At 71.5% G+C, this 24698-nt stretch carries 24 protein-coding genes; 12 read left to right on the top strand and 12 right to left on the bottom strand.

The features are described from left to right. Positions 1 to 6: 6 nt before the first annotated feature. From DVS28_RS28495 to DVS28_RS15610, 4 genes are read right to left on the bottom strand one after another with little or no spacing between them, the layout of a single operon-like run. Positions 7 to 1479, bottom strand: a complete 1473-nt coding sequence (locus tag DVS28_RS28495) for a methyltransferase domain-containing protein (RefSeq protein ID WP_164710605.1) — start codon at positions 1477 to 1479, stop codon at positions 7 to 9. Beyond that, the gene (locus tag DVS28_RS15620) at positions 1476 to 2609 is read right to left on the bottom strand and encodes a M20/M25/M40 family metallo-hydrolase (protein ID WP_114592284.1); all 1134 of its coding nucleotides are present in this window, start codon (positions 2607 to 2609) and stop codon (positions 1476 to 1478) included. The genes DVS28_RS28495 and DVS28_RS15620 overlap by 4 nt, the downstream gene beginning before the upstream one ends. Positions 2610 to 2627: 18 nt before the next feature. Beyond that, entirely contained in the window at positions 2628 to 3449 is an 822-nt protein-coding gene (locus DVS28_RS15615; RefSeq protein ID WP_114592283.1) for an endonuclease/exonuclease/phosphatase family protein, read from the bottom strand. A gap of 8 nt (positions 3450 to 3457) precedes the next feature. Beyond that, entirely contained in the window at positions 3458 to 3859 is a 402-nt protein-coding gene (locus DVS28_RS15610; RefSeq protein WP_164710604.1) for a hypothetical protein, read from the bottom strand. A 174-nt stretch (positions 3860 to 4033) separates the two neighbouring features. Between DVS28_RS15610 and DVS28_RS15605 the strand changes: the two genes are divergently transcribed. The 4 genes from DVS28_RS15605 to DVS28_RS15590 all read left to right on the top strand — a co-directional run bounded on the left by DVS28_RS15605 (position 4034) and on the right by DVS28_RS15590 (position 8971). Next, positions 4034 to 5449, top strand: coding sequence for a sigma 54-interacting transcriptional regulator (locus DVS28_RS15605; RefSeq protein WP_114592281.1), 1416 nt, complete (start codon positions 4034 to 4036; stop codon positions 5447 to 5449). After that, on the top strand, positions 5446 to 7410 hold the full coding sequence (locus DVS28_RS15600; RefSeq protein ID WP_114592280.1) for a VWA domain-containing protein: 1965 nt from the start codon (positions 5446 to 5448) through the stop codon (positions 7408 to 7410). Before DVS28_RS15605 ends, DVS28_RS15600 begins: the two co-directional genes overlap by 4 nt. A 4-nt stretch (positions 7411 to 7414) precedes the next feature. Next, positions 7415 to 8695 (top strand): DUF2254 domain-containing protein, encoded by a 1281-nt coding sequence (locus DVS28_RS15595; RefSeq protein ID WP_114592279.1) that lies wholly within the window; start codon positions 7415 to 7417, stop codon positions 8693 to 8695. Positions 8696 to 8764: 69 nt separating this feature from the next. Continuing rightward, complete coding sequence (locus tag DVS28_RS15590; RefSeq protein ID WP_114592278.1) at positions 8765 to 8971, top strand: RNA-binding S4 domain-containing protein; 207 nt, start codon at positions 8765 to 8767, stop codon at positions 8969 to 8971. A gap of 51 nt (positions 8972 to 9022) precedes the next feature. Here the strand turns inward: DVS28_RS15590 and DVS28_RS28490 are convergent, their stop codons facing one another. Continuing rightward, positions 9023 to 9877 (bottom strand): hypothetical protein, encoded by an 855-nt coding sequence (locus DVS28_RS28490; RefSeq protein WP_216826072.1) that lies wholly within the window; start codon positions 9875 to 9877, stop codon positions 9023 to 9025. A gap of 22 nt (positions 9878 to 9899) precedes the next feature. On the opposite strand from DVS28_RS28490, the gene recD2 reads away from it, so the two are divergent. From recD2 to DVS28_RS15570, 4 genes are all read left to right on the top strand, one after another. Beyond that, complete coding sequence (recD2, locus tag DVS28_RS15585; RefSeq protein WP_164710602.1) at positions 9900 to 12122, top strand: SF1B family DNA helicase RecD2; 2223 nt, start codon at positions 9900 to 9902, stop codon at positions 12120 to 12122. Beyond that, positions 12119 to 12589: a hypothetical protein gene (locus DVS28_RS15580; RefSeq protein ID WP_164710601.1), complete on the top strand. Its 471-nt coding sequence runs from the start codon at positions 12119 to 12121 to the stop codon at positions 12587 to 12589. The genes recD2 and DVS28_RS15580 overlap by 4 nt, the downstream gene beginning before the upstream one ends. 91 nt (positions 12590 to 12680) lie before the next feature. Continuing rightward, positions 12681 to 13385 carry a dienelactone hydrolase family protein gene (locus DVS28_RS15575; protein ID WP_114592275.1) on the top strand — a complete coding sequence of 235 codons (705 nt, stop codon included), beginning with the start codon at positions 12681 to 12683 and terminating at the stop codon, positions 13383 to 13385. Between the two features lie 93 nt (positions 13386 to 13478). After that, entirely contained in the window at positions 13479 to 13679 is a 201-nt protein-coding gene (locus tag DVS28_RS15570) for a hypothetical protein (RefSeq protein ID WP_114592274.1), read from the top strand. Between the two features lie 24 nt (positions 13680 to 13703). Here the strand turns inward: DVS28_RS15570 and DVS28_RS15565 are convergent, their stop codons facing one another. Beyond that, positions 13704 to 14129, bottom strand: coding sequence for a hypothetical protein (locus tag DVS28_RS15565; RefSeq protein ID WP_164710600.1), 426 nt, complete (start codon positions 14127 to 14129; stop codon positions 13704 to 13706). 120 nt (positions 14130 to 14249) lie between these two features. Here DVS28_RS15565 and mscL point away from each other — a divergent pair, with 120 nt between their 5' ends. Beyond that, positions 14250 to 14630, top strand: a complete 381-nt coding sequence (gene mscL / locus DVS28_RS15560; protein ID WP_245973548.1) for a large conductance mechanosensitive channel protein MscL — start codon at positions 14250 to 14252, stop codon at positions 14628 to 14630. Here the strand turns inward: mscL and DVS28_RS15555 are convergent. The 4 genes from DVS28_RS15555 to DVS28_RS15540 all read right to left on the bottom strand — a co-directional run bounded on the left by DVS28_RS15555 (position 14627) and on the right by DVS28_RS15540 (position 19407). Continuing rightward, the gene (locus tag DVS28_RS15555; RefSeq protein ID WP_216826071.1) at positions 14627 to 15673 is read right to left on the bottom strand and encodes an L-threonylcarbamoyladenylate synthase; all 1047 of its coding nucleotides are present in this window, start codon (positions 15671 to 15673) and stop codon (positions 14627 to 14629) included. The genes mscL and DVS28_RS15555 overlap by 4 nt on opposite strands. Next, the gene (locus DVS28_RS15550; RefSeq protein ID WP_216826070.1) at positions 15670 to 16284 is read right to left on the bottom strand and encodes a hypothetical protein; all 615 of its coding nucleotides are present in this window, start codon (positions 16282 to 16284) and stop codon (positions 15670 to 15672) included. The genes DVS28_RS15555 and DVS28_RS15550 overlap by 4 nt, the downstream gene beginning before the upstream one ends. A gap of 130 nt (positions 16285 to 16414) precedes the next feature. Then, entirely contained in the window at positions 16415 to 18238 is a 1824-nt protein-coding gene (locus DVS28_RS15545) for an acyl-CoA dehydrogenase (protein WP_114592270.1), read from the bottom strand. 326 nt (positions 18239 to 18564) lie between these two features. Next, on the bottom strand, positions 18565 to 19407 hold the full coding sequence (locus DVS28_RS15540; RefSeq protein WP_114592269.1) for a sugar transferase: 843 nt from the start codon (positions 19405 to 19407) through the stop codon (positions 18565 to 18567). Between the two features lie 115 nt (positions 19408 to 19522). Here DVS28_RS15540 and DVS28_RS15535 point away from each other — a divergent pair, with 115 nt between their 5' ends. Next, positions 19523 to 20446, top strand: a complete 924-nt coding sequence (locus DVS28_RS15535) for an SDR family oxidoreductase (protein ID WP_114592268.1) — start codon at positions 19523 to 19525, stop codon at positions 20444 to 20446. 118 nt (positions 20447 to 20564) lie between these two features. Here the strand turns inward: DVS28_RS15535 and cobS are convergent, their stop codons facing one another. After that, a complete protein-coding gene (gene cobS, locus DVS28_RS15530) occupies positions 20565 to 21353 on the bottom strand; it encodes an adenosylcobinamide-GDP ribazoletransferase (RefSeq protein WP_114592267.1) in 789 nt (262 codons plus the stop codon). An 8-nt stretch (positions 21354 to 21361) separates the two neighbouring features. On the opposite strand from cobS, the gene DVS28_RS15525 reads away from it, so the two are divergent. Together DVS28_RS15525 and infA are read left to right on the top strand one after the other, a co-directional pair. Continuing rightward, positions 21362 to 22093, top strand: coding sequence for an adenosylcobinamide-GDP ribazoletransferase (locus DVS28_RS15525; protein WP_114592266.1), 732 nt, complete (start codon positions 21362 to 21364; stop codon positions 22091 to 22093). A 169-nt stretch (positions 22094 to 22262) separates the two neighbouring features. Then, complete coding sequence (infA, locus tag DVS28_RS29620) at positions 22263 to 22523, top strand: translation initiation factor IF-1 (protein WP_276308882.1); 261 nt, start codon at positions 22263 to 22265, stop codon at positions 22521 to 22523. An 89-nt stretch (positions 22524 to 22612) separates the two neighbouring features. Here the strand turns inward: infA and DVS28_RS15515 are convergent, their stop codons facing one another. Further along, positions 22613 to 24622 carry a cell wall-binding repeat-containing protein gene (locus DVS28_RS15515; protein ID WP_164710599.1) on the bottom strand — a complete coding sequence of 670 codons (2010 nt, stop codon included), beginning with the start codon at positions 24620 to 24622 and terminating at the stop codon, positions 22613 to 22615. Positions 24623 to 24698 lie beyond the last annotated feature (76 nt).

Below are 24698 nucleotides of genomic sequence, written 5' to 3'. Positions count from 1 at the left end.
GGCCGGTCAGTCCGGGCGTCGGGCGGTGGTCAGGCGGACGGTGACGTGGAAGCCCAGGCGTCCGTCCGGCAACGCGTTGGCGGCGAGGTCGGCGGCGACCGCCTCCTTGAACGCGGCGTGGCGGGCCTCGGGGATCAGCTCGAGGGCAGACCGCATGCCCTGCGACCACGCCCACCGCCACCACTGCTCGACGTCCTCGAAGCCGGTCGCGTGCCGGACCTCGACGGCGTCGATGTCGACCAGTCCCGCGGCCGCGATCGCGTCGTCCAGCCACGCCACGTCCTTGACCAGCTCGAAGGACGTGGGCCCGTCGGGCTGCGGCTGGGGCTCGATGTGGTCGGGCACCTCCACGAACGCCTCGACGAGCTCGCGGAAGCGCTCGTCGTCGCCGTCGGGCAGGAAGGTGCACAGGCCGAGCCGGCCACCGGGCGACACGAGCCGGGCCCAGCGCCGGACCCCCGCAGCCGGGTCGTGGAGGAAGAACAGCACGAGGCTGGACAGGACGGCGTCGAACCCCTCGTCCGCCAGCGGCGGGTCGGCCGCGTCGCCGAGCACCACCCGGACGTGATCGAGCCCACGCTCGGCGACCTCCGCCGATGTGCGCTCGACCATGCCGGGTGCCAGGTCGAGCCCGAGGACGTGCCCCTCCGGCCCGACGGCTGCTGCGGCGGGGAACAGCACGGCACCGCGGCCCGTGCCGATGTCCAGCACCCGTTCACCCAACGCGACGCCGGCATGGTCGACCAGCAGCCGACCGAAGGTGGAGAAGAAGTCGACGCCGACCCGGTCGTAGGTGGCGGCGGCACGGTCGAAGACCGCGGCATGGGGGTTGTCGGTCACGAGGCCACCATCGCCCGTCGGTGTGACACCGGCTCGCTGCTCGGGCGCCGACCCGAGGAGGTCGGCGAGCTCGTCAGCCAGGTTGGTCCGCGCCCGCTGCTCCCAGCGATCGTGGGCGGTGTCGGTGAGGAACAGCCGCGGTCGGTCGAGGAGGCGACGCAGGACCGCGGCACGTCCGGTCCGCCACGCCTCGTCGGGCACCGCGGCGTACTCCTCGCGAACGGCCCTGCGGTAGGCCTCGTAGCCGGCGGGGTCGCCGCCGAGGATCGACAGGTCGGCGTCGCACAGCACGGCTGCCATCGTGTCCCCCGGGTCGACGTCGTGGGTGGCGGTCAGCCGGATCAACCGGGCCGCCTCGGCGACATCGGGGTCGTCCGGCAGGCGGTCGACCAGCCACGCGGCCGACGCGTCCTCGTTGTCGGGTTCGCCCGGCCGGTACACGACGTCGTGGGCCCACGCCGCCAGCAGGCAGGCGCGGTCGGCACCGAGGTCCGTGGCGATCCGGGCCACGCGCGCGGCATGGTCCAGGGAGTGGTAGGCCCGGGGCGGCACCGCGTAGGCCGCACGGAGGGCCGCTGCGGCGGACACCGGCATGACGGACTCCGGCACTGGATCCGTGGGGTCGAGGGTGTCGGTCACGACGAGCCTGCGCCCAGCAGGTCGGCCAGCAGCCCTGCGAGCAGCCGGGTGCCGTCGAGCGTTGCCTGCAACGTGATGTGCTCGCCCTCGGCATGGGCACCGTCGCCGACCGCGCCGAGCCCGTCGAGGGTGTCGGTGCCCACCCCCGCGGTGAAGTTGCCGTCCGACCCGCCCCCGGAGGTCGCCGGTGGGGGCAACACGATCCCGAGTCGCTCGCGCACGACGTCGTGGCGGGCCAGCAACGCCGCAGACCGCACCCCCTCCAGCGGCGGACGGGTGCCCAGGTGCTCGACGGCGACCGTCGCGCCGGGGTGCGTCGGCTGCAGTCCGGCGAGCGCACCTCGGAGGCGGTCCAGCTCGTCGGTCCGGGCTGCACGCACGTCGATGCGGAACATCGCCGACGCGGGGACGGTGTTCATCGTCGTCCCCGCCGTCGCCACCGTCGGGGTGACGGTGGTCCCGACCGCCGGGTCGGCCAGGGCAGCCACCGCCGGGACCTGGGCGGCCAGCTCCATCAGGGCGTTGACGCCCTTCTCCGGCTCGAGCCCCGCATGGGCGGCCCGGCCCGTGATGTCGGCCCGGTACAACGACACCCCCTTGCGAACGTGCTTGACCGCCCCACCCGGCGCAGAGGGTTCCAGCACCAGCACCACATCGCAGGCCCGGGCGACCTCCTCGATCAACGCCTGCGAGGTGCTCGAGCCCGTCTCCTCGTCGGTCGTGACCAGCATGCCGACGCCGTCCGGACAGCCGATCGCGGCGGTGGCGTGCAACCCCATCGCGAGCCCCGCCTTCATGTCGAACACGCCGGGTCCGGTCACGTGGTCGCCGTCGACGGTGAAGGGCCAGCGCGCCAGGGTGCCCAGGGGCCACACCGTGTCGACGTGCCCCAGCAGCAGGACCTTCGTCGGCCCCTCGGGCCTGATCAGCGCATGGCGGCACCCGCCGACCGTGACCAGCTCGGCGCGGCGACCGGTTCGCTCCGCGGCCAGGGCCACGAACCGGTCCAGCGCCGCAGCGCACCCGGCGAGGTCCGCGGTGGGCGACTCGATCGCCACCAGGTCGGCGGTGTCGGACAGGAAGGCGTTGGCATCGAGATCATCGACGTCCCGGGGAGGAGCAGCAGCCATGGGGGCAGTCTCGCGCGTTCAGCAGTCCACGAGCAGGGGCAGGTGGTCGCTCGGACCAGCCGGACCGACGGAGACCCGCACCCCGTCGGGCATGTGGCGGACGAAGACCTGGTCGAGCTGGACACGCGGCTTCCAGGACGGATAGGTCGCCTCACCCGGCAGGTATCGCCAACCGGCGGCCCTCGTGGCCGCCTCCGGCCACCGCCACGGGTTCAGCCCCCGGGCATGCAGCGCCAGCCAGCCGCCCCACATGGGCAGGTTGACGTCCCCGACGAGGATCCCGGGGCCGTCGTGTCCGGCGGTCGCCGCGCGCAGGGCCCGGCCGAGCTGCGGCACGGCCCACCAGAACATGTAGGAGAGGTGGGTCGTCGTCACCCGCAGGTCCTCGCCGACGGTGGCCGACAGGGTGACCCGCGGCTCGCGGTCCCTGCCGGGATTGACCGGTGACGCCCCGGCCTCCCGCGTTCCCGCGCCACCGAAGGGCAGCCGGTGGCGGACCACGTCGTCCAGGCCGACCCGCGACAGCAGCCCCACCCCGTAGGCCGGTTCGACCACGCCCGGTGCGGCCTCGTCCCAGGCGTCGTCGGGACTGCCGGCCAGCGCCGGCGCGAACACACCCTCCATGCCGAGGCGGTCGGCCAGCCAGGCCACCTGGTCGCGTTCCCCGGACCGCATCAGCAGGTGGTCGACCTCCTGCAGCGCCACGACGTCGGCACCCAACGAGTCGATCCACGTGGCCACCGCCTCGAGGTCGATGGCGTTCGGTGGCAGCGGCGCACCCGGCCCGGACAGCCGACGGATGTCGATGCCGTGGAGGATGTTGCAGGACGCGATGCGCATCCGGTGGGTCAGTCCCGTTCGTGGACGGCGACGGCCGAGGCGAGCTTCATCGCGACCGGTCCGAAGGCCAGGTCCCACACACGTCCGCCGGCCGACAGGACCGCGTCACGCCACAGCGGCCAGCGGTCAGCAGCCGTGCGGGGGATCAGCAGGTCGATCGACGGCGGCAGCTCGGTCGACGGGGGCAGCACCCCGACGCTGGGGTAGCCCAGGAGCGCGACGGCGTCGCCGTGCTCGGCCTCGACATCGGGGTCGGAGAACGCAACGGTGATCCCGGCGCCGGTGGGCATCGGCGGCAGTGACTCCGCCCATGTGGGCGAGGTCACGGGGATGCGCAGCAACAGCGGTGCGGCGCTGACGGGCAGTCGCAGCAGCTGGCCGGGGGAGGGCGGAGACGTGGCGCGGGCCATGGGTTGACCAGCATGGACGATCGAGCCGCCCGATCCATGCAGGCTCCACCGACCGGCATCGATGCGGCCGGGGCGGTGCCGGCTGAGGGGCACGGTCACCTCGGGCGCGGCACGTCCTGCGTCTGCCGGGGGTCACGACTACTGTTCGCCCCCGGATCCCCACGAGGAGCAGGTATGGACTCGAGTTCCGTCGCCCGACCCACGACGCTGGGTGGCCTCCGCGCCGCCGGCTATCCGGATCGGACCGTCAAGGAGGAGGTGGCGATCAACGCCGCCGCACGGCTGCGGGCGGGGGTCCCGCTGGTCGACGGGCTCGTCGGCTTCGAGGACACCGTGGTGCCGGCGCTGGAGACCGCGCTGCTGGCCGGCCACGACCTGATCCTGCTGGGCGAGCGCGGTCAGGCGAAGAGCCGCATCGTCCGGTCCCTCACCTCGTTGCTGGACGACGCCGTCCCGGTGATCGCCGGCAGCGAGGTCAACGACCACCCCTACCACCCGTTCACCCCCGCGGCTCGCCGGCTGGTCGACGAGCACGGCGAGGACACCCCGATCGAGTGGATCGGCCGCGAGCAGCGGTACGCCGAGAAGCTCGCCACCCCCGACATCGCCGTGGCCGACCTCGTCGGTGACGTCGATCCCATCAAGGTTGCCGAGGGCCGCTACCTGGGTGACGACGAGACGATCCACTTCGGCCTGATCCCGCGGCACAACCGGGGCATCATCGCCATCAACGAGCTGCCGGACCTGGCGGAACGCATCCAGGTGGCGCTGCTCAACGTGATGGAGGAGCGGGACATCCAGGTCCGCGGCTACTCCCTCCGGTTGCCGCTCGACCTGCTGGTCGTCGCCACCGCCAACCCGGAGGACTACACCAACCGCGGCCGGATCATCACCCCGCTGAAGGATCGGTTCGGGTCGGAGATCCGCACCCACTACCCGCAGACGGTCGACCAGGAGGTCACCGTGATGCAGGCCGAGGGGCGCCTGCCCGCCCACGACGGCCTTCCCGCCGTGGTCGTGCCCACGTTCATGGCCGAGGTGCTGGCCGCGTTCACCCGCTCGCTGCGGACCGCCGGCGAGGTCAACCAGCGCTCCGGGGTCAGCGTGCGCTTCTCCACCGGCAACTACGAGACGCTGGCGGCCAGCGCCGCACGCCGCGCGGTCCGTTGCGGCGAGGACACCGCCGTGGCCCGCCCCTCCGACCTGCCGGCCGTCATCGCTGCCGCGATGGGCAAGATCGAGTTCGAGTCCTTCGAGGAGGGACGCGAGGCCGAGATCATGACCCGCCTGCTGCGCCGCTCCATCCTCGAGGTGTTCCGCCGACGCGTGCGCGGCCCGGACGTCGCGGGCCTGCTCGACGCCTTCGAGACGGGCCTGGAGGTCACCACGGGCGACCTGATGAGCGGTCGTGACCTGATGGCGCAGCTCGACCGCATCCCGGGCCTCGCCGCGGTCCTCGGCAGCCTCGACGTCGAGGAGACCCCCGCGATGGCTGCTGCCGCCGTCGAGCTCTGCCTGGAGGGGCTGCACCTCTCCCGCCGGCTGGACCGCTACGAGTCCGACGCCGGTTACACCTACGTGCAGCCATGACCGGCCCGATCCGGTACGGCCGGTGGAGCGGTACCCAGGACCCGTGGGGGTCGGACCTGTCGCCCGACGAGGTCCTGGCCGAGATCGCTGATGACCTGCTGGACGGCGTCGACCCCTCCGAGGCCATCGAGGACCTGCTCCAGCGGGGGATCGACGGTCGCCTCGAGGGCCTGCAGGCGCTCCAGGAACGCCTGCGCCGGGCCCGGGAGGAGGAGCTGTCCCGCATGGGACTGACCGGGCCCCTCCAGCGGGTGGCCCAGCAGCTGGAGGAGATCGTCGAGCTGGAACGGACCGCGCTGCAGTTCGCCGATGACCAGCTGTCGGCCGACGAGCGCCGGGCGCAGCTCGACGCCATGCCGTCGGATCCCCCCGGGATGGTGTCGGCGCTGCAGGACTACGACTTCCACGACGCCGGCGCGCAGCAGGCCTTCGACGACCTGCTGGCCGAGCTGCGCAACGACGTCGCCCAGGCCACCTTCGGGCGGCTCGCCGACGCCATCGACGCCACCGACCCCGAGGACCTCGCCCGCATGCGGGACATGATGGCCGAGCTGAACGGCCTGATCGCCCGGCAGGAGTCGGGAGAGGACGTCCAGGAAGCGTTCGAGGCGTTCAAGGACCGCTACGACGACATGATCCCCGGCGACCCCGAGACGCTGGAGGAGCTGCTGGAGGAGATGGCCCGTCGCATGGCGGCCATGAACCGCCTGCTCGCCGGCATGACCCCCGAGCAGCGACAGCAGCTGGCCGAGCTCGCGGCACAGATGCTCGGCGACGCAGCCGACCTGCAGATGCAGGCCGACCAGCTCGCCTCGAGCCTGCAGGGCATGTTCCCCGACATGGGGTGGGGACAGGCGATGCCGGGAGCGCAGCCGACGGGGGAGGGGATGGGGTCCCTCAGCGACACCGTGGACTGGATGCAGCGGCTGCAGCAGCTCGACGACCTCGGGCAGGCGCTGGGACAGCGGTATCCCGGGGCGCGGCTGGAGGACATCGACGCCGACGCCCTGCGTTCGGCGCTCGGCGACGAGGCTGCCCAGAACCTGCGTGGCCTGCGGGACATCGAACGGCTGCTGGAGCAGTCCGGCGCGGTGCAGCGTTCGGGCGGGAAGCTGGAGCTGACCCCCAAGGGCGTGCGTCGTCTCGGTGAGCAGTCCCTCGCACGGATCTTCCGACGGGCCTTCGAGGGAACCGCCGGTGGCCACCGGACCAACACCACCGGCGGCGACGCCGAGCTGACCGGGTCGACACGGGAGCTGCGGTTCGGGGACCCCTTCTCCATCGACATCCCCAGGAGCATCCGCAACGCCGTCCTGCGCGAGGGGCCCTCGGCCGGCGGCCGCGTGCGCCTGTCCGCGGAGGACTTCGAGCTGGCCGAGGCCGAACGACGCGTCAAGGCCGTCACCGTGCTGCTGCTGGACATGTCCTACTCCATGCCGCTGCGGGGCAACTGGGACCATGCCAAGCGGTTGGCCCTGGCCCTCCAGTCGCTGATCGCCAGCCGGTTCCCCCAGGACCGCTTCCACATCGTCGGCTTCAGCGACTACGCCCGGCGACTGCAGCCCGCCGACCTGCTCGTCTCGGGCTGGGAACGGGTGTGGGGCACCAACATGGAGCACGCCTTCCGGATCGCCCGCCGGCTGCTGGCAGCCGAACCCGGTGCCGAACGCCAGGTGATCATGGTCACCGACGGCGAACCGACCGCCCACCTGACCGACGACGGCCAGGCCTTCTTCTCGTGGCCGCCGCATCCGATGACGTTTCGCAAGACCATGGCCGAGGCGGTGCGGCTGACCCGCACCGGCTGCGACCTGAACGTCTTCATGCTCGACCACGACCCCGAGTCGGGAGACTTCGTCGAGGGTATGGTCCGTCGCGCCGGCGGGCGGGTGTTCTACCCCGACCTGACCGACCTCGGATCGGTGGTGGTCCGCGACTTCCTCAAACAACGATCGGCATGACCCCGTGCTCAGGCTCAGCGCCCTGCGCGACCGCATCCGCAGCAGCCTGTTCTGGGTGCCCATGCTGTTCGTCGTCGGTGGGGCGGTGCTGGGCCAGGTCGCCCTCGAGGTCGACTCGAGCATCGACGGGATTCCCGCGGGGCTGACCGCGACGGTCGACAGCGCCCGAGCGGTCCTGCAGGTCGTGGCCGGCGCGACCCTCAGCTTCGCCGGGGTGGCGTTCTCCGTCAGCCTCCTGCTGATCTCCCTGGCGTCCAGCCAGTACTCGCCTCGCGTCGTGCACGGGTTGTTCCGTGATCCGTTCAACAAGCGGATCATGGGCGTGGTCGTCGGGACGTTCACCTACTGCCTGATGGTGCTGCGGGCGGTCCGCGGACCCCTGGAGGACAGCGGGTCCGCGCCCGTCGTGCCCAGCCTGTCCATCGCGCTCGCCGTGGTGCTCGGCGTCGTGGCGATCCTCTCGATCGTGGCGTTCATCAGCCACAGCGCCCACTCCATGGACGTCTCCAGGATCCTCGAACGCGTGACGGAGGAAACCCTGACGGAGGTGCGCACGCAGTGGCCCGAGGGCAGCAGCGGCCCCGAACAGGGTGTCCTCGACGTCGCCGGCGACGCGGCGTTCACCGTCCGGTTCCACACCCACGGATGGGTCCAGCAGATCGATGTGGACGGGCTGCTCGACGCGGCCGAACCCAACGCCATCGTGCACGTGGAGACCGTCGCCGGTCGGTACGCGATCACCGGCACCCCGATCTGCCGGGTCGTCCCCGCACCTTCCGATCCCGACGGCGTGGCCGCGGCGATCACCGCCGCGGTGACCATCGGCCCCACCCGCACGATGCAGGACGACGTCACCTACGGCGTCCGCCAGCTCGCCGACGTCGCGCTCAAGGCGCTGTCACCGGGCATCAACGACCCGACCACCGCACAGGATGCGATCTTCCACATGGGTGCAGTGGTCGGCGAGCTGCTCCGCCGCCGCCCGCCGGACCGTCGACGCGACGGCGACGACGGTCGTGTGGTGTACCTCCACGAGGGGGTGACCCACGCCGACGTCGTGGAGCTGGCGTTCGACGAGATCCGCCTGGCCGCCCAGGACCTCCCCAGCGTGCAGGTGTACCTGCTGGAGGTGCTGCGGTTGCTGCGGGACGCGGTCGAGGACCCCGACGTGGTGGGGGCGTTGACCGCTCAGGCCGATCGGATCCGCGACGATGCTGACCGCACCGACGCGTCGGACCAGGACCAGGACCGGATCCGCGAGGCCCACCGCCGACGGTTCGGCTGACCTGGTTCGGCTGACCTGCGCCGTGCGGCCACCTGCCGCCGCGTGCGGGCACGGGCAGTATCGGTCGGCATGGACTACATCCCCATCACCGGCGACCGCATCAAGCTGGGCCAGTTCCTCAAGCTCGCCAACCTGATCGATCAGGGGGCGGACGCCAAGATGCTGCTCGCGGAGGAACGGGTCCTCGTCAACGGCGAGGTCGACGTGCGCCGGGGGCGCCAGCTCGTGAAGGGCGACACCGTCGAGGTCGACGACATGGCGTTCCGGGTTGGCTGAGCGGGTCGGGTCGGCTGAACGGGTCCGGTCGGCTGGTCCGTCCGGCGGGAGTCAGACCGCGCTCAGGTACCCCACGAGCACGATGACGGCGACGAGGGTGTTGAAGGTCGCGTGCCACACGGTGGCCGCCATGACCGCTTCCCGGCGCGCACGTCCCCGGTCGACGGCCACGATCGGCGACCTCGGGCCCAGCACCAGCCTGCTGAACCCGTGCTCGTCGACGGCCAGCGGCAGGCGTCCCGCCGGGTAGACGACGGTCGGCGTGGCCTCGCGCCGATAGGTGGCCAGGTAGATGCGCCCGTACACGAAGCCCGCGACACCCACGGCCAGCGCGGCGCCGAGGGGGATCAGCATGATCAGGTGCACGAGGCCGAACCGCAGCGCCGACAGCACCTGACGGCCCAGCGACAGGTCCTCCCAGCCGAGCCGGAAGGCCAGCTCCTCGGCGTGCGCCAGCAGGGGGAACATCGCGACGAGCACGCCCAGGAACGCGGTGACGCCCAGGACGTCGACCCACGGCACCCCGGGAGCGGGAGAGGCGCTGCCGTCCGACGCCTGTTCAGCCTGCTCGATGGGGGCCTCCAGCGCGGACTCGATCGGCGCGAAGATCACGTTGCCGTCCAGCCCGAGCAGCGACCCGACGCCCAACCGGGTCACCGGCACGAAGGTCCACAGCGACAGGGCGACGGTCAGCACCAGCACCATCAACCCCAGCGCCCCGACCACGTGGCGGGGGCGGATGGAACGCCAGACGGCGACGGCCAGGTCACGGCGCTGCCACGCGGTGCGGGCGCGGACGGCCAGCAGGGCCACCACACCGGCGATCACGAGCAGCCGAACCGTTTCCACGCACGCCACGGTAGCCATCCACAGGGGGCCGAGCGACGTCCCGGAGGTCGTGGGCACGGCGGCTAGCCTTTCGGGGATCGTGGAGAACACGCTGCTGCCCGCCCCCGAACGTGTGGCCGGAGAGGTCGTCTATGTCGTGTACGCCGACGACGCCTCCGGCTTCGGCGTGGTGTCCATGGACGAGGACCGCGACGGTGCGATCAAGGCGTCCGGTCCGCTGGCCAGCCTGACGCCGGGGCAGGCGGTCACCCTCGTCGGCCGCTGGACCGAGCACCCCAAGCACGGCCGTACCTTCGAGGCGGACTTCTACGAGCTGGCGACCCCACGGACGAAGAAGGGCCTGAAGACCTTCCTGGCCAGCGACCGCTTCCCCGGGGTGGGCGACGCCATCGCCGAACGGCTGGTCAAGACCTTCGGGACCGGCCTGGCCGAGGTCATCGCCAACCAGCCCGAACGCCTGGCCGGGGTCACCGGCGTCTCCACGGCCCTTGCCGGCCGCATCCACGGATCCTGGGTGTCGGCGGGCCTCCTGCCACAGGTGGTGCAGCTGCTCGCCGCCGTCGACCTCGGCCCGGCGGTGGCCCGTGCGGCCGTCAAGCGGTTCGGGGACGAGGCCGCCGAGATGCTCACCACCGACCCCTACGCCTACCTCAGCCTGCCGGGCGTCCGCTGGAAGCACGCCGACGCCCTCGGACGGGCAGCCGGGATCGACGACGACGATCCGCGACGCCTGGCCGCAGGTGCCGCAGGGTTCCTGCGCGGGGCCTGCTGGCGGGGTGGCCACACCGTGATGGCGGAGGAGGAGCTGCTGGCACGCCTGCCGAGCGCCCTCGGCGGCGGGATCGACCGTGCCCGACTGGCCATCGACGAGGCCGTCGACAACGGCGAGATCCGTCGTGAGGACCAGCCGCTCGGTGACCTGCCGGTGCCGCGGGTGTCCCCACCGCCGCTGCACGACGCGGAGCTGGCCGTGGCGGATCGGATCCGTGTGCTGACCGACGCCGACGGGTCGGGCAACCCGCTGCGCAACGCCGAGGGCAACGACGACAAGCTGACCGACGAGCAGGCGCATGCGGTCGAGGCGGTCTCCGACCATGCGGTGACGATCCTCACCGGCGGCCCGGGTACCGGAAAGACCTTCGCCGTCACCGAGCTCGTGCGGCGGGCGACGGCGGCCGGGGCCAACGTCGCGCTGTGCGCCCCGACCGGACGTGCGGCCAAGCGGCTGGAGGAGGTCACCGGTCACGCCGCCACGACCGTGCACCGGCTGCTGGAGGCGCGTCCCGAACCCGGCGAGGGGTTCGTGTTCGGCCGCACCGCCGACAACCCGCTGCCACACGACCTCGTCGTCGCCGACGAGTGGTCGATGGCCGACGTGCACCTTGCCGCGGCCCTGCTGGACGCCCTCGCCCCGCCGAGCCACCTCCTGCTGGTCGGCGACCCCGACCAGCTGCCCCCCGTCGGGCCCGGCGCCACGCTGCGGGACCTGCTGGCCGCCCGCAACGTTCCCGTGACGCGCCTCACCAAGGTGCACCGGCAGGCCGCGCAGAGCCGCATCGTCACCCTCGCCCACGAGCTCAACGCCGGCGGCGAACCCATCGTGGTCGGTCGCGACGGCGACGTGTTCGCCGTGCCCGAACGCACGCCGGCGATCCCGGCCCGGATCGCCGAGATCGTCGCCGAGCGGGCACCGGCGTACTTCGACTGCACCCCCGCCGACGTGCAGGTGCTGGCACCCATGTACCGCGGTGCCGCCGGTGTCGACGCCCTCAACACCGCGCTCAAGGAACGGCTGAACCCCGCGGGCACTCGGCGTGCGGTGTCGGGCTGGCACGAGGGCGACCGGGTCGTGGCCACGCGCAACGACCCGGAGGTCGACATCGCCAACGGCGACATCGGCGAGGTGGCGGGCACCGACGCCAAGGACGGCGTCGTCAGCGTGTCCTTCCCGCAGGGGATCGTGGAGCTGAGCGGCGATCGCCTGAACCACCTCGCGCCGGCATGGTGCCTGACGGTGCACAAGTCGCAGGGAGGGGAGTGGCCGGTCGTCGTCCTCGTCCTCGACCGCAGCCAGATGTCGATGTTGACCCGCGAGCTGGTCTACACCGCGATCACGCGTGCCCGGCGGGGCCTGCTGCTGGTCGGTGACGCCGGGCTGCTGGTCCCCGCGGCCCGACGGGTGGGCGGTGGCATGGCCGCACGCCACACCACGTTGTCGGCACGGCTCGCGGCGAATGACGCTGGTGCCACGGGTGCTCAAGGCGATGGGGATACAGTCGATGAAGAAGGACAGGAGGCATGACCATGAGCAGCTGGCCGGTGACGGGTACGCGTCGATTCGGATCGACGCCGCTTCCGCCCGAGCTGCAGGTCAGCCTCGTCCCGCTGCTGGAGGACGCCCACGCCAGCGACCCCTTCGTCCCGCACCAGCCGCGTGAGGGCATCGTCCGTGCTGCCGAGCTCGTCCGGTCCGTCGGGCTGGCCGTCGTCACGATCCGCGGGTCCCTGCTGGTGGGCGGGGTGGAGGTCGACCACGTGTGGCTGGCCGTCACCGACCACAGCGGCGAGCCGTGGGTGCTGGACACCGCGTTCCCGCTGCATCGCGAGTCCTTCCTCGACGTCCTCCCGGGCTGGGTTGCCGGTGACGTCTCCACCGACGTCCTCGCCGCGGCCGCGGACGGCGCGGCCCTCCTCGACCGGGTGCTGGCGTCCTTCCCCGACGGCACCGGCTACATCGGCGGCCCGGTCTGGAGCAGCGGCCGCCGCTGAATCGCGTCCTCCGTGACGGGTCGCCGGCTGACCTCGTGTCGCTGTACTAGGTTGTCGGCCGAGCGTCCGATCGCGACCCCAGGAGCCCCCGATGGCAGACCGCACCCCGCACCAGAACGTCACCTTTCCCTCCAACGGCCACGAGGCCCACGGGTACCTGACCACACCCGACAACGGCAGCGGTCCCGGCCTGATCGTGATCCAGGAGTGGTGGGGCCTGACCGACCACATCGCCGACGTGTGCGACCGGTTCGCCCGGCAGGGCTACGTGGCGCTGGCACCCGACCTGTACGGCGGTTCCATCACCCACGACGCCGACGAGGCCGGCCAGATGATGCAGGACCTTCCCGAGGACAGGGCGGCCACCGACCTGGCCGGTGCCGTCGACCACCTGCTGTCGCTGGACGCGGTCACCTCCGAGCGGGTCGGGGTCGTCGGTTTCTGCATGGGCGGCGGGTTCGTCATCCAGCTGGCAGCGCAGCAGGGCGATCGGATCGGCGCTGCCGTCCCGTTCTACGGCGTCCTGCAGTCCGAGCCGGACTTCTCCGCCATCACCGCCCCGGTCCTCGGCCACTACGCCGAGACCGACGACTTCGCGCCGCCCACGAAGGCGCTGGAGATGGGGCAGGCGATCCGTGATGCGGGCGGGTCAGCTGCGATCAACGTCTACGGCGGCACCAACCACGCGTTCTTCAACGACGAGAACCGCCTCGGTACCCACGAGCCCGACGCTGCAGCGGTCGCCTGGGCACGAACCCTGTCGTTCCTCAGCACCCACCTGGGTCACCAGGACTGACCGACGCCTGGGTCACCAGGACTGACCGGCGGCCGTCACGCGACGGCCGCCCGCTCGTTGTGATGGATGTCCCCCCCACGAGGAGCATCCACGATGGACCACGTCACCCCGAAGCTGCGCAGCATCACCGGCGTTGCCCGCGCCCTGATCGCCACCGTCGGCGTCGAGGAGGCCGTCACCATCCTGCTCACCCAGTTCGGCTGGGACATCGCCTTCAGCGCCGTGTCCCACGTGGAGGGTCCCGAGGGGGCACGCGCGATGTGGCTGACCCTCGAACGCGTCGGGACGGCCTGACCGTCCCTTCCTTACGAGGGTGCGTCAGCCGCCCAGGCGGTGGGTGACCGCGAGGACGTCGCCGCAGCGGGCCGTGCCGTCGGTGGAGAACCAGCACTCACCGGCCGGGTGGGCCTGACGCCGGCAGTGGAAGACCGCCGTGGAGGCGGCACGGAGCGCCTGGACGTACAGCATGGCCGCCCGGTGGGCGTCGATGGTGGTGTTGCGCGGGGTGTCGGGTGCGAGTTCGCTGGCCAGGTGGCAGGCGGTGAACCCGCCGTCGTAGGTGGCGAGCGGGCACCCGGCGACGCATCCGTCCGGCCCGCAGGAGGTCGCCGCGCAGAACGCGGCGGCGGCGGAACGAACCTGGGCGGCGAGATGATGTCCGCGGGAGACGACGTCTGTGCTGTCGTTGCAGCCGATGGTGAGGCCGCTGATCTCCAGCAGCCACTCGGCGGTGGTGGTGGTCACGTGTTCCACAGTACGCATATCGGCAGCTCGGACGGTGGACCTGAGGTCGTCCTCGTGGACAACGGCACCTGTACGGGGTTTACTCACCGTGCGTGCACGTAACTGAAAGGGATTGCAGTGGTGAAGGAGTTCAAGGAGTTCCTCATGAAGGGGAACGTCATCGACCTTGCGGTCGCCGTCGTCATCGGCGCGGCGTTCGCGGCGATCATCAGCGCCCTGGTGGAGGGGATCATCAACCCGATTATCGCCGCCATCGTGGGCCAACCGGACATCACCGAGGTGACCACGAGCATCGGCAGCGCTGAGCTGCTCACCGGTCAGGTCATCGGCGCGATCATCAACTTCGTGCTGGTCGGCCTGGTGCTGTTCCTGCTCGTCAAGGCCGCGAACAAGGCGATGGACGCCCGCAAGAAGGAGCCCGAGGAGGTCGAGGTGGTGGCCGACCCCGAGGAGATCCTGTTGCTTCGCGAGATCCGCGATTCGCTGTCCACCCGGGCCTAGCGCTCGGGCGTTCCCCCCGCTTGGGGCCGGCTGGCCCCACGAGACGACCCCGCTGCGGCGGGGTCGTTCGGCGTTCCGGCCCGGCGCAGCCTGTCCATGACGGCTCGGCCGACGCCGGTGTCGGTCACGGCCTCGACGACGACGACGTCGAGGCCGAGGTCGTCGGCGCGCCGCAGGGCGGCGTACAGCTCACGGGCCATCGCGTCGTCGTCGACGGGCGCCGCGAGCAACGTCACGGCGGACGGCACGCCGATCGCGTCGCCGGTCACCAGGCCCACGCGTGCACCAGTGGAGGCCACGTCCGCAGCGACCTCCTGACCGCGACCCACCGGCGCGATCCGCACGGCCGCCCGTGGCTGGTAGTGGGCGTGGCGGGTGCCGGGGGAGCGGGACGGGTCACCGATGGCGCCGCGGTCGCCCAGCATCTCGCGGGTCACCGACCCCTCTCGCAGCACGACCGGGGCGTCACCGCGAGCATCGACCACCGTCGACTCGATCCCGATCTCGCACGGGCCGCCGTCGATGATCCAGTCCAGGTCCTCACCGAGGTCGGTGGCGACGTGGGCGGCGGTTGTGGGGGAGGGGCGGCCGGACCGGTTGGCGCTCGGTGCGGCGACCGGCGTGCCGGCGGTGTCGATCAGCAGCCGTGCGACCCTCGATGCGGGCACACGAACCGCGACGCTGTCGAGCCCGGCGGCGGTCGCCTCGGGCACGCGGTCGCGGCGGGCCAGCACCAGCGTCAGCGGGCCGGGCCAGAACCGTTCGGCCAGCGCTCGGGCCAGCGGGGTGACCACGGCAACCCGGTCCATCCACGATGCGTCGGCGAGGTGGACGATCAGCGGGTTGTCCGACGGTCGCCCCTTGGCGTGGAAGATGCGCTCGACCGCCCGGGTCGACAGCGCGTCGGCCCCCAGCCCGTAGACGGTTTCGGTGGGGAACGCCACGAGCCCGCCGTCGCGAAGGGCCGCCGCCGGCGAGGCCAGCAGTGCCCGGAGGTCACCGTCGGGCAGGTCGTCGGGGATGGCGAGAAGGCTTGCGGTCACCGCGGCTGCTGGTCGTCCCGGATCCGGGACGGCGCGGGCGGGGTCAACGCGAACGCCAGGTGGAGCGCCACGGCGTCCATGTCCAGGTGGCGGTTCAGCCGACCACGGACGGCCCGGACGAGCGATGCGCTGCCCTCGGGCAGGCCGTCCGCGCCGGGCACCATGCGTTCGGTCAGCGCGTCGAGGCGTTCCACCCGGGCAGCGGCGCCGCGATCCGGGTCGGTGATGACCGTGCGCAGCCGGGCCAGCCAGCGACGGCCGCCGTTCAGCTCGAGGTGGTCGGCGAGGTTCCGGGTGGCCGTGTACAGCGGCTGCTGCGGCACGTCGATGGACCCGAGGCCGAGCTCGAGGCGGGACAGGGCGCTCTCGATGTCCTCCGCACAGCCCGCCCGGCGCAGGTCACCGGTGTCACGCAGGCGAACGAGTTCGACGGTGAGGTGCTGCTGGCGTGCCAGCGAGCTCGGGGCGTCCAGGCACGCGCGGATGCCGGCGGCCCACAGGTCGAGGCCAGCGCGATCCAGGGCCTTCGCCACGTCCAGCGCGAGCGTGTAGACCTCGCGGCCTTCCTCCAGACGGGAGGGGGCTGGGCGGGTCCTCCGCCAGTTCGCCACGTGGGTCACCTACCGATCACGCACCTCTGTCCCCGCTCTTCTTCCAACATCAAGAGGCCGACGCTCCCCGGAACGGGGGAGAACGGGGAGCGCCGACCAGGACGGAGTCTACGCAGAAACCGTCGCCGCGTCAGAAGGCAGCGTCAGCAACCTCCATGACCTCCATGGACGTGGCAGCCATGATCTCGCGACGGGAGCTCAGCTGCGGCAGCACGTTGTGGGCGAACCACCGGGCAGCAGCAACCTTGCCGGTGTAGAAGTCACGATCGGCGTCGCTGACGTCCTCGCTGTTCAGCTGGGTCAGCGCGACATCGGCGCCGCGCAGCGACAGCCAGCCGACGACGACCTCCGAGAGGCTCATCAGGAACGGCGTGGTGGACAGGCCGACCTTGTACAGGTCCTCGCCGAGGAACTGCACGAGGCTGCCGAGCATGCCCTGCACGTCCTCGAGCGCCGTCGCCAGGCGCTGGCGCTCGGCCTGCAGGCCGTCGTCGGGCTTGCCGTCCTTGGCGAAGTTCTGGACCTCCGTCAGCAGGCGGGTCAGGGTCGCGCCCTGGTCCTTGCCGATCTTGCGGAAGAACAGGTCCATGCCCTGGATGCCGGTCGTGCCCTCGTAGAGGGTGTCGATCTTGGCGTCGCGGATGTACTGCTCCAGCGGCACGTCCCGGGTGAAGCCGGAGCCACCGAAGACCTGCAGCGCGACGGCCAGCAGCTCGTAGGACTTCTCCGAGCCGTAGCCCTTGACCATGGGCAGCAGCAGGTCGTTCATCTGCTCCCAGCCCTCCGCGGCCTCGTCGTCGCCGTTGTGGCGAGCCATGGCGATCTGGTCCTGGACCCAGCCGGTGTACATGACGAGGGCGCGCATGCCCTCGACGTGGGCCTTCTGCATCATCAGGTTCCGGCGCACATCGGGGTGGCGCATGATCTCCACGCGCGGGGCAGTCTTGTCCATGGCCTTCTTGAGGTCCGGACCCTGGACGCGCTCCTTGGCGTACTCCAGGGCGTTGAGGTAACCCGTGGAGAGGGTGGAGATGGCCTTGGTGCCGACCAGCATGCGGGCGTACTCGATGACGCGGAACATCTGGGCGATACCGTCGTGCACCTCGCCGACGAGGATGCCGCGGGCCGGGACGTCGGTGTCGGAGAAGTACAGCTCCGCCGTCGCCGAGGCCTTGATGCCCATCTTGTCCTCGATGGCACGGACCCAGACGCCGTTGCGCTCGCCGAGGGAGCCGTCCTCGTTGACCCAGTACTTGGGGACGACGTAGAGGCTGAGGCCCTTGGTGCCGGGGCCAGCACCCTCGGGCCGCGCCAGGACCAGGTGGATGACGTTGTCGGGCCAGTCGAAGTCACCGGAGGTGATGAAGCGCTTGTTGCCCGTGATGGTCCACGTGCCGTCGCCGTTGTCGACGGCCTTGGCACGACCGGCACCGACGTCGGAGCCCGCCTCGGGCTCGGTGAGCACCATCGTGGCGCCCCACTTGTGCTCGATCATCGGCTCGACGAAGCGGGTGCGCTGCTCGTCGTTGCAGACCGAGTCGAGGATCGTCGCGAAGAACGGCCCGGCGGTGTACAGCATCGCCGAGGCGTTGGCGCCGAGCAGGAGCTCGCTGGCCGACCAGGTGATCGACGGCGATGCGCCGTAGCCACCGAGGTGGGGCGGCACGTAGAGCAGGTGCCAGTCGTTGTCGAAGAAGGCGTCGAGGGTCTCGTTGATCTCCTTGGGGAGGGTCACCTCGCCGTTCTCCGCGTCGAGCTGCAGCGGCGTGCGGTCGCCCGCGACGAAGCTGGCCGCGAAGTCCTCGCGGGCCAGGCGGTCGACCTCGCGCAGCACGTCCTTGGCCGAGTCGGCGTCCATCTGCTCGTAGGGGCCGGTACCCAGGTGGTCCTGGACCCGGTTGACCTCGAACAGGTTGAAGAACATGTCGCGGAGGTTGCTCTTGTAGTGCGTCATCGACGGACTCCTTGGTTCCGGAGGGCGGAGGAGGCTGACCTGACCGAAGTCAGTTACCGACCGGTATGTTACCGCGTAGTAACAAGCTCGCCAAGTTCGTCGCCACCCGTCTCGTGCAGGTCGGCCGACATGCCGGCACAGCTGCACGAGCCCTCCCGGGATCGGTGCACCTCGGCCGACCCGCCGGCCGAACTGCACAACTCGCCGGCCTGGGGTCCGGCTGGCGGCCCCAGGGCCTCCTGCGTCGGGTCCTCAGACGCCCTGCTTGCCTGGGGGTGCCCCCCAGACCCCCGTAGGGCGTCTTCCGGGCCTCCTGCGTCGGGTCCTCAGACGCCCTTGTGCGCGCCCAGGGCGGCGAACGGCGTCGCGAACAGGATGCGGAGGTCCTCGCGGAGGCTCACGCGGTCGACGTAGTCGAGGTCGACGTCGACGTGCTCGTGCATGTCGCCCTCACCACGCATGGAGATCTGCCACAGGCCGGTCACGCCCGGCTTGACGGCGTGGCGGCGGTGCATCCACGGTTCGTAGTGGCGGTTGATCACGACCGGCAGCTCCGGGCGGGGTCCGACCAGGCTCATGTCGCCGCGGACGACGTTGATCAGCTGCGGCAGCTCGTCGATGGACAGCTTGCGGAGGGTGCGCCCGACCCCGGTGTGTCGGGGGTCGGCGTCGGTCTTGTGGGTCTGGCGACGTTCGATGCCGTCCCAGCGACCCTCGGCCAGAGCCTCGAGGTCCTTCTGGCTGGTCGACCGGCGATCGTGGCCCATGGTCCGCAGCTTCAGGACGGTGAAACGTCGGCCGTCCAGCCCGATGCGTTCCTGGCGGAAGATCACGCCCTTGCCCATCGTCACCCGGACGGCCAGCATCCCGGCCAGGAGGAGGGGGAGGGTCAGCAGGAGGAGGACGCCGCCGGCGAACCGGTCGAGCGCCGGCTTGATGACCTTCACGTACGTGCCATCGGGCCGGTCGGTGCCGTCGACCTGCGCCTGCAGCCGCGCAATCGTGGCCTTCTCCTCCTCCGACACCACGCGGGGCGCAGCCACGACCGCAACCACGTCGGGGTCGGCGTGGCCGGCGGCGGAGGCAGGCTGCACGTCGACATCGACGGCGTGGCCATCGATGACGTCAGCGGACGAACCGCTCGGGCTGTTGTCGGGGTGGACGAGCATGGGTACGCAGGAGTCCTTGGGTTCTCACTCAGTGTGCCACTACTTTGTGTGCTTCGACAGTGCACAAAGGAATCTTGAGGCTGATGTGTGCTGGATCGCTGGGACGTGCGGGCGGATGGGGGCAGTGCGGGGACGCCGTGCAAGGATCGAACCCGTGACCATTCCCGAGTACGACTCCGTGTTCCGCAAGAAGTTGTTCGCCGATCAGGTGGCGCTCGTCACCGGTGGTGGCACCGGCATCGGGAGGGCGATCGCCCACGAGCTGGCGGCCCTCGGCGCCACCGTCGTCGTCGCCGCGCGCCGCGAGGAGCCGCTGCTCGAGACGGTGGCCGAGATCACCGAGGCCGGCGGCTCGGCCGATCACGTGATCGTCAACATCCGCGAGGCCGACGACGTCGAGGCCATGGTGTCCGCCGTCGTCGAGCGACACGGTCGGCTCGACCTGCTGGTCAACAACGCCGGGGGGCAGTTCCCCTCACCCGCGGAGCACATCTCGCCCAACGGCTGGCGCACGGTCGTCGACCTCAACCTCAACGGCACGTTCCTCGTCACCCGAGCGGCGTTCAACGCCTGGATGGGGGAGCACGGCGGCTCGATCGTCTCCGTCGTGGCCGACATGTGGAACGGGTTCCCCTACATGTCCCACACCGGCGCCGCGCGTGCAGCGGTGGCGAACATGACGATGAGCCTGGCGGTGGAGTGGGGGTCGAGGGGGGTCCGGGTCAACGCGGTCGCCCCCGGCACCATCTACTCCAGCGGCATGTCCACCTACGACGAGGAGTTCCAGCGCACGGCGGCGCAGCAGTCCTCCCGCATCCCGGCGGGCCGTGTGGGAACGGAGTCGGAGGCCTCGGCGGCGGTGGTCTTCCTGCTCTCGCGCGCTGCGGCGTTCATCACCGGCGAGACCCTCCGCGTGGACGGCGGTGGATCGCTGCTCAAGGCTCCCATGGTTCCCGTGGAGGCACACCGCAACATGCCGACCTACGAGGGGTTCCACCTGGCACGCGAGATCCCGGAGGAGTGGCTGCCGCAGGCCTGAGCGTGTCGGATTCCGGGCCGCCAGTCGTGAACACCCGACACGCGGGCAAGGGGTCGGCCCCCACCGGGTTGCGCGTGTCGGATTCCGGGCCGCCCGTCGCAATGACCCGACACGCGGGTCAGAGGCCTGCGCCCACCTCGAGGGCGACCAGCAGGGACAGCACGGCCGCATCCGACAGCAGGATCATCGCGCCGATGGTGTCGCCGGTCAGGCCACCGAGTCGTCGAACCGCGCTGACCCTGACCGCGAACGCCGCCGCCCCTGCCGCGAGCACCACCGGGATCGCTTCGAGTCCGGCGAACAGGCTCGTCGCGACCACCGCGGTCACCCCGGCGGCGATCGCCGGGCCGGGACGAAGGTGGTCCAGCAGGACCGCACCGGAGCCGTCGCGTCGTGCGGGCACGGCGTTGAGCATGGCGATGGCGGTGACGCCACGGCTCAGGCTTCCCGCCACCACCAGGGCCGCCGCCCCCGCCACGGGACTGAGCGCCGCCAGCAGGTTGACGCGCAGGAGGACGATCAGGACCAGCGCCAGGACGCCGTAGGCGCCGGTCGCGGAGTCCTTCATGATCCGCAACCGGTCAGTGGGCGTGCGACCACCGAACAGCCCGTCGGCGGTGTCGGCAAGGCCGTCCTCGTGCAGGGCGCCGGTCAACATCACGGTGGCCCCGACCGCGAGGACCGCGGCGGCCCGGGTCGGCAGCGCTAGCGCTGCCATCCACCAGACGAAGCCCGACAGGCCGCCGACGAGTGCGCCCACCACGGCGTACCAGGCCACGCTGTCGGCGACGTCCCGATCCGACTCCATGGGGTCGCCGACGGGCAGCCGGGTGAGCAGCTGGAGGGCGACGAGGAACAGGCGTGGGTGCACGGGTGTGGCCATCATCGCCGGTCGGTGGGCGATCATGCAGGACGATGCGCGCCGCCCTCGCCCTGTTCACCGCCCTGCCCGTCGAGTGGGACGGTGACGACCTCGACCGGTCGTGGCTGCTCGCCCCCGTGGTGGGGATGCTCATCGGCCTGGTGTGGTTCGTGTTCCACCAGCTGACCGTGGGGCTGGTCGGCCCGGTCGTCGCCGGGGCGTTCGTCGTGGCGATCAGCGCGGCGCTGACGGGCAGCAGGGGGTTCCGCGGTCTCGTCGGCCTCGCCGACGCGATGGGTGGCGTCCCCGCCGGGCCCGGGGCGCCGCCGATGGTCGGGGTCGGTGCGCTGGCGGTCGCGATCGTCGTCGTGGTCGAGGCGAACCTCCTCCAGCGGGTGAACCTCGCCCCGGAGATGATCGTGATCGTGCCGATGGTGGCCCGGGGAGTGCAGTCGCTGCTGCTGCGTGCCGGCGACGACATGGTGGGGGTCACCCCGCCCAGTCCTCGGGCCAAGCTCGGCATCGGGATCGTCCTGCTCGGCCTGCTGGCCCTGCCGATCCCGTTGCAGTCGCTGGTTCGTCCGGAGCGGCTCAACGGTCCGCTGGACGCCGTGGGCTACCTGACCCTGGGTGTTGCCGCGCTGGTCGGTGCCTTCGTCGTCGGGGGGATCACCCGGGCCTGGACCCTGGCCCGTTTCGGCCCCCTGGACCCGCGCGGCTGGCATGCGATCGGCCTGTTCGCAGAGGTGGCGGCGCTGGTCGTCGTCGCGGTCCGGATCGACTGATCCAGACCCGTTCGTGCGCTCGGGGGAGGGGCGGGTGGCCGGCCGCTGCTAGGCTGTGGTGCAACGCTGCCGACCGATTCCGGTCGGCGTTCTCGAAATCAGAAGGAGCACGACTCACCACATGGCAAGGCGACGCAGCGGCCGCCGCCCCTCACAGTCGAGGCGGTACATCGACGAGGAGACCCGCGCAAAGCGCGAGGCTCGCTCGGGCAACACGAAGGAAGACGCGCTCGAGATGGAGGGCGTCATCGAGGAAGCCCTTCCCAACACCATGTTCCGCGTGAAGCTGGACAACGGGCATTCGATCCTCGGTCACATCTCCGGAAAGATGCGCAAGCACTACATCCGGATCCTCCCGGGCGACCGGGTCACCGTCGAGGTCTCCCCCTACGACCTGACTCGCGGCCGGATCACCTACCGGTACAAGTAGACCCCTCCGGGCCCATCGCGCGGCCCAGAACGACGCACGGCTCCCCGATCACTCGGGGAGCCGTTCTGGTTGTGTGGCGGCGCTGCCGGTCAGATGTTGGGTGCGGTTCCGGCCAGGCCGCCGTCGATGGGGCTCCGCAGCACCTCGAAGGACCAGGTGAACGTCCGGCCACCGGGGATCGCCGCCGTCACCGTGTACTCGCCGCCGGCGCGCAGCGGACGTCGGGCCATGACGTACATCCGACGGGACTCCGTTGCGTCGTCGTAGTGGAGGAAGGCGCAGTGTTCCACGGGCTGGCCGTCGACCTCGAGGACGACGTCGACGTCGCCGACCGGAAGGGGCTCGGCCAGGTGCAGCCACAGCGGCTGCCCGACGGGGTTGTCGTAGCCACAGATGTCCAGCGGCTCCGGGTACTCCCCACCCCAGTAGGCCGACAGGGCCAGCACGCTGCCGTCCACCGGGAAGTGGGTGATCACCCCGTCCCCGTCGCTGTCCGGCAGTCCGCCGTTCTGCCAGTCGTAGCGCAACCGCACTGCTGTCGCGGCCGTGGTTCCCTGGCCGAGGTCCTCGGCGTAGCTGCCGATGCCGTAGTGCGATGCCGAGGGGTCGAGCATGCCGGCGCCGTGGAACGGCGTCCGCACCCAGCCGGTGACAGCATGGTGGGCCGTGTCTGGACCGTCGTGGCCGTTGTAGACCTCTCCGCCGGCGGCCTCCGGCTCCTCCCCACGGCCCGCGGGGGTCGACCACGGGGAGGTTGGGTCCTGCGCGTGGCCGGGGTCGTCCTCCTTGACGGTGTAGCGCGCGTGCTCGAAGGCACCGCGGCTGAGGTCGGGGTCCCAGGCGTCGACCTCGGGCATGCCCGACACGCGCCGCCAGTAGTTCAGCGCATCGAGCGAGTCGCCGCTGCGCAGACCCGCAAGGTCGGCACCGACGCGGTCGTCCGGCGCAGCGAGCATCGTGCGCAGTGCGGTGATGACGCTGTCGTCCACCGAGGCCACGGGGCCGACGACGGTGACAGCGGGGACGCCAGCCACCACGTCGGCCGAGGGGGTCGGTACCCCGTCGGTGTGGCCGTACAGCTGGGGACGACCGGACCGGGCCGAGAACGGCGCGGCGGCCAGGGCGTAGACCCACCCGTCCTCCGCGCGACCGTTGAGCAGCACCGCACCCTCGACGTCGTCGTCCTCCCACAGTTCCTCGGCGATCGCGGCGGCGGTCTCCTCTCGTCCGGGACCGGCCACGCGCTGGACCGACACGCCGAGCGCCTCGACCTGCGTCGCGACGGTGGCGGACAGGGCAGCCTCCCCGCCGAGCAGCACCACGTCGGTGATGCCGCCGGACCCGATCAGGTCGGCCACGGCCGGGTGCAGCGCATCGGCGCCGGTGATGGCCAGCGGCAGGCCGTAGCGCGCGGCAACGGCACCACCCGTGGCGGCGTCGGCCCAGTTGTCGGCCCGTGCGAGCAGGAGCGTGGTGGCACCGGTCCGCGCGATTGCGGCCGTTGCCAGGACCACGGATGTGTCGACGCGGGACGGTCCGGCCAGCCGCGCAGTGCAGTAGCCCATCGCCTCGACCTGCTCGACGACGGCCGGCGACACCGCCTGGGCCCCGCCGACGACGATGACCTCGTGACCCCCGTCGGCGCATCCGCGCCCGGGCCCGAGGACCCTCCACAGCTCATCAGCCACCGCCGAGTCCAGGAACGCGTCGGGACCGCCGGTGGTGTAGAGGATCGGACGGTCGGTCCCGGCAACCGCCGCAGCAGCGAGCGAGTCGGGGAAGACGTCGTCCCGGGCCAGCACCACGCCGGTGGCGCCCGTGTAGCGGGGATCGTGCGCGACCCACGGGGTCGCGTCGGCGAAGGCGGCCTTCGACAGCGTCACACCGACCTCAACGGCGTCGCTGGAGTCCGCGACGCGGGAGACGTCGTCGGTGGCCAGCGGCGGCAGCAACGGATTGGCCGCCGGGACCGGCAGCAGCTGCTCCGGAGGCGTGGAGTCCGACGTGGGGGTGGGGTCCTGCCCCAGCACAGGGGCTGGCACGAGGGCAAGGGACGCGAGCAGGGCAAGGACGGCAAGTGGGCGCCGCAGGAAAGTCATCCGGGTCTCTCGATCGTTGAACGCTGTTCGCTCCGACAACGGCAGCATTCCGTCGTTCCTTTACCGATTACTGTGG

The organism is Euzebya pacifica, from assembly GCF_003344865.1.
GTDB lineage: Bacteria > Actinomycetota > Nitriliruptoria > Euzebyales > Euzebyaceae > Euzebya > Euzebya pacifica.
This window is presented reverse-complemented; position numbering and strand designations above follow the sequence as displayed.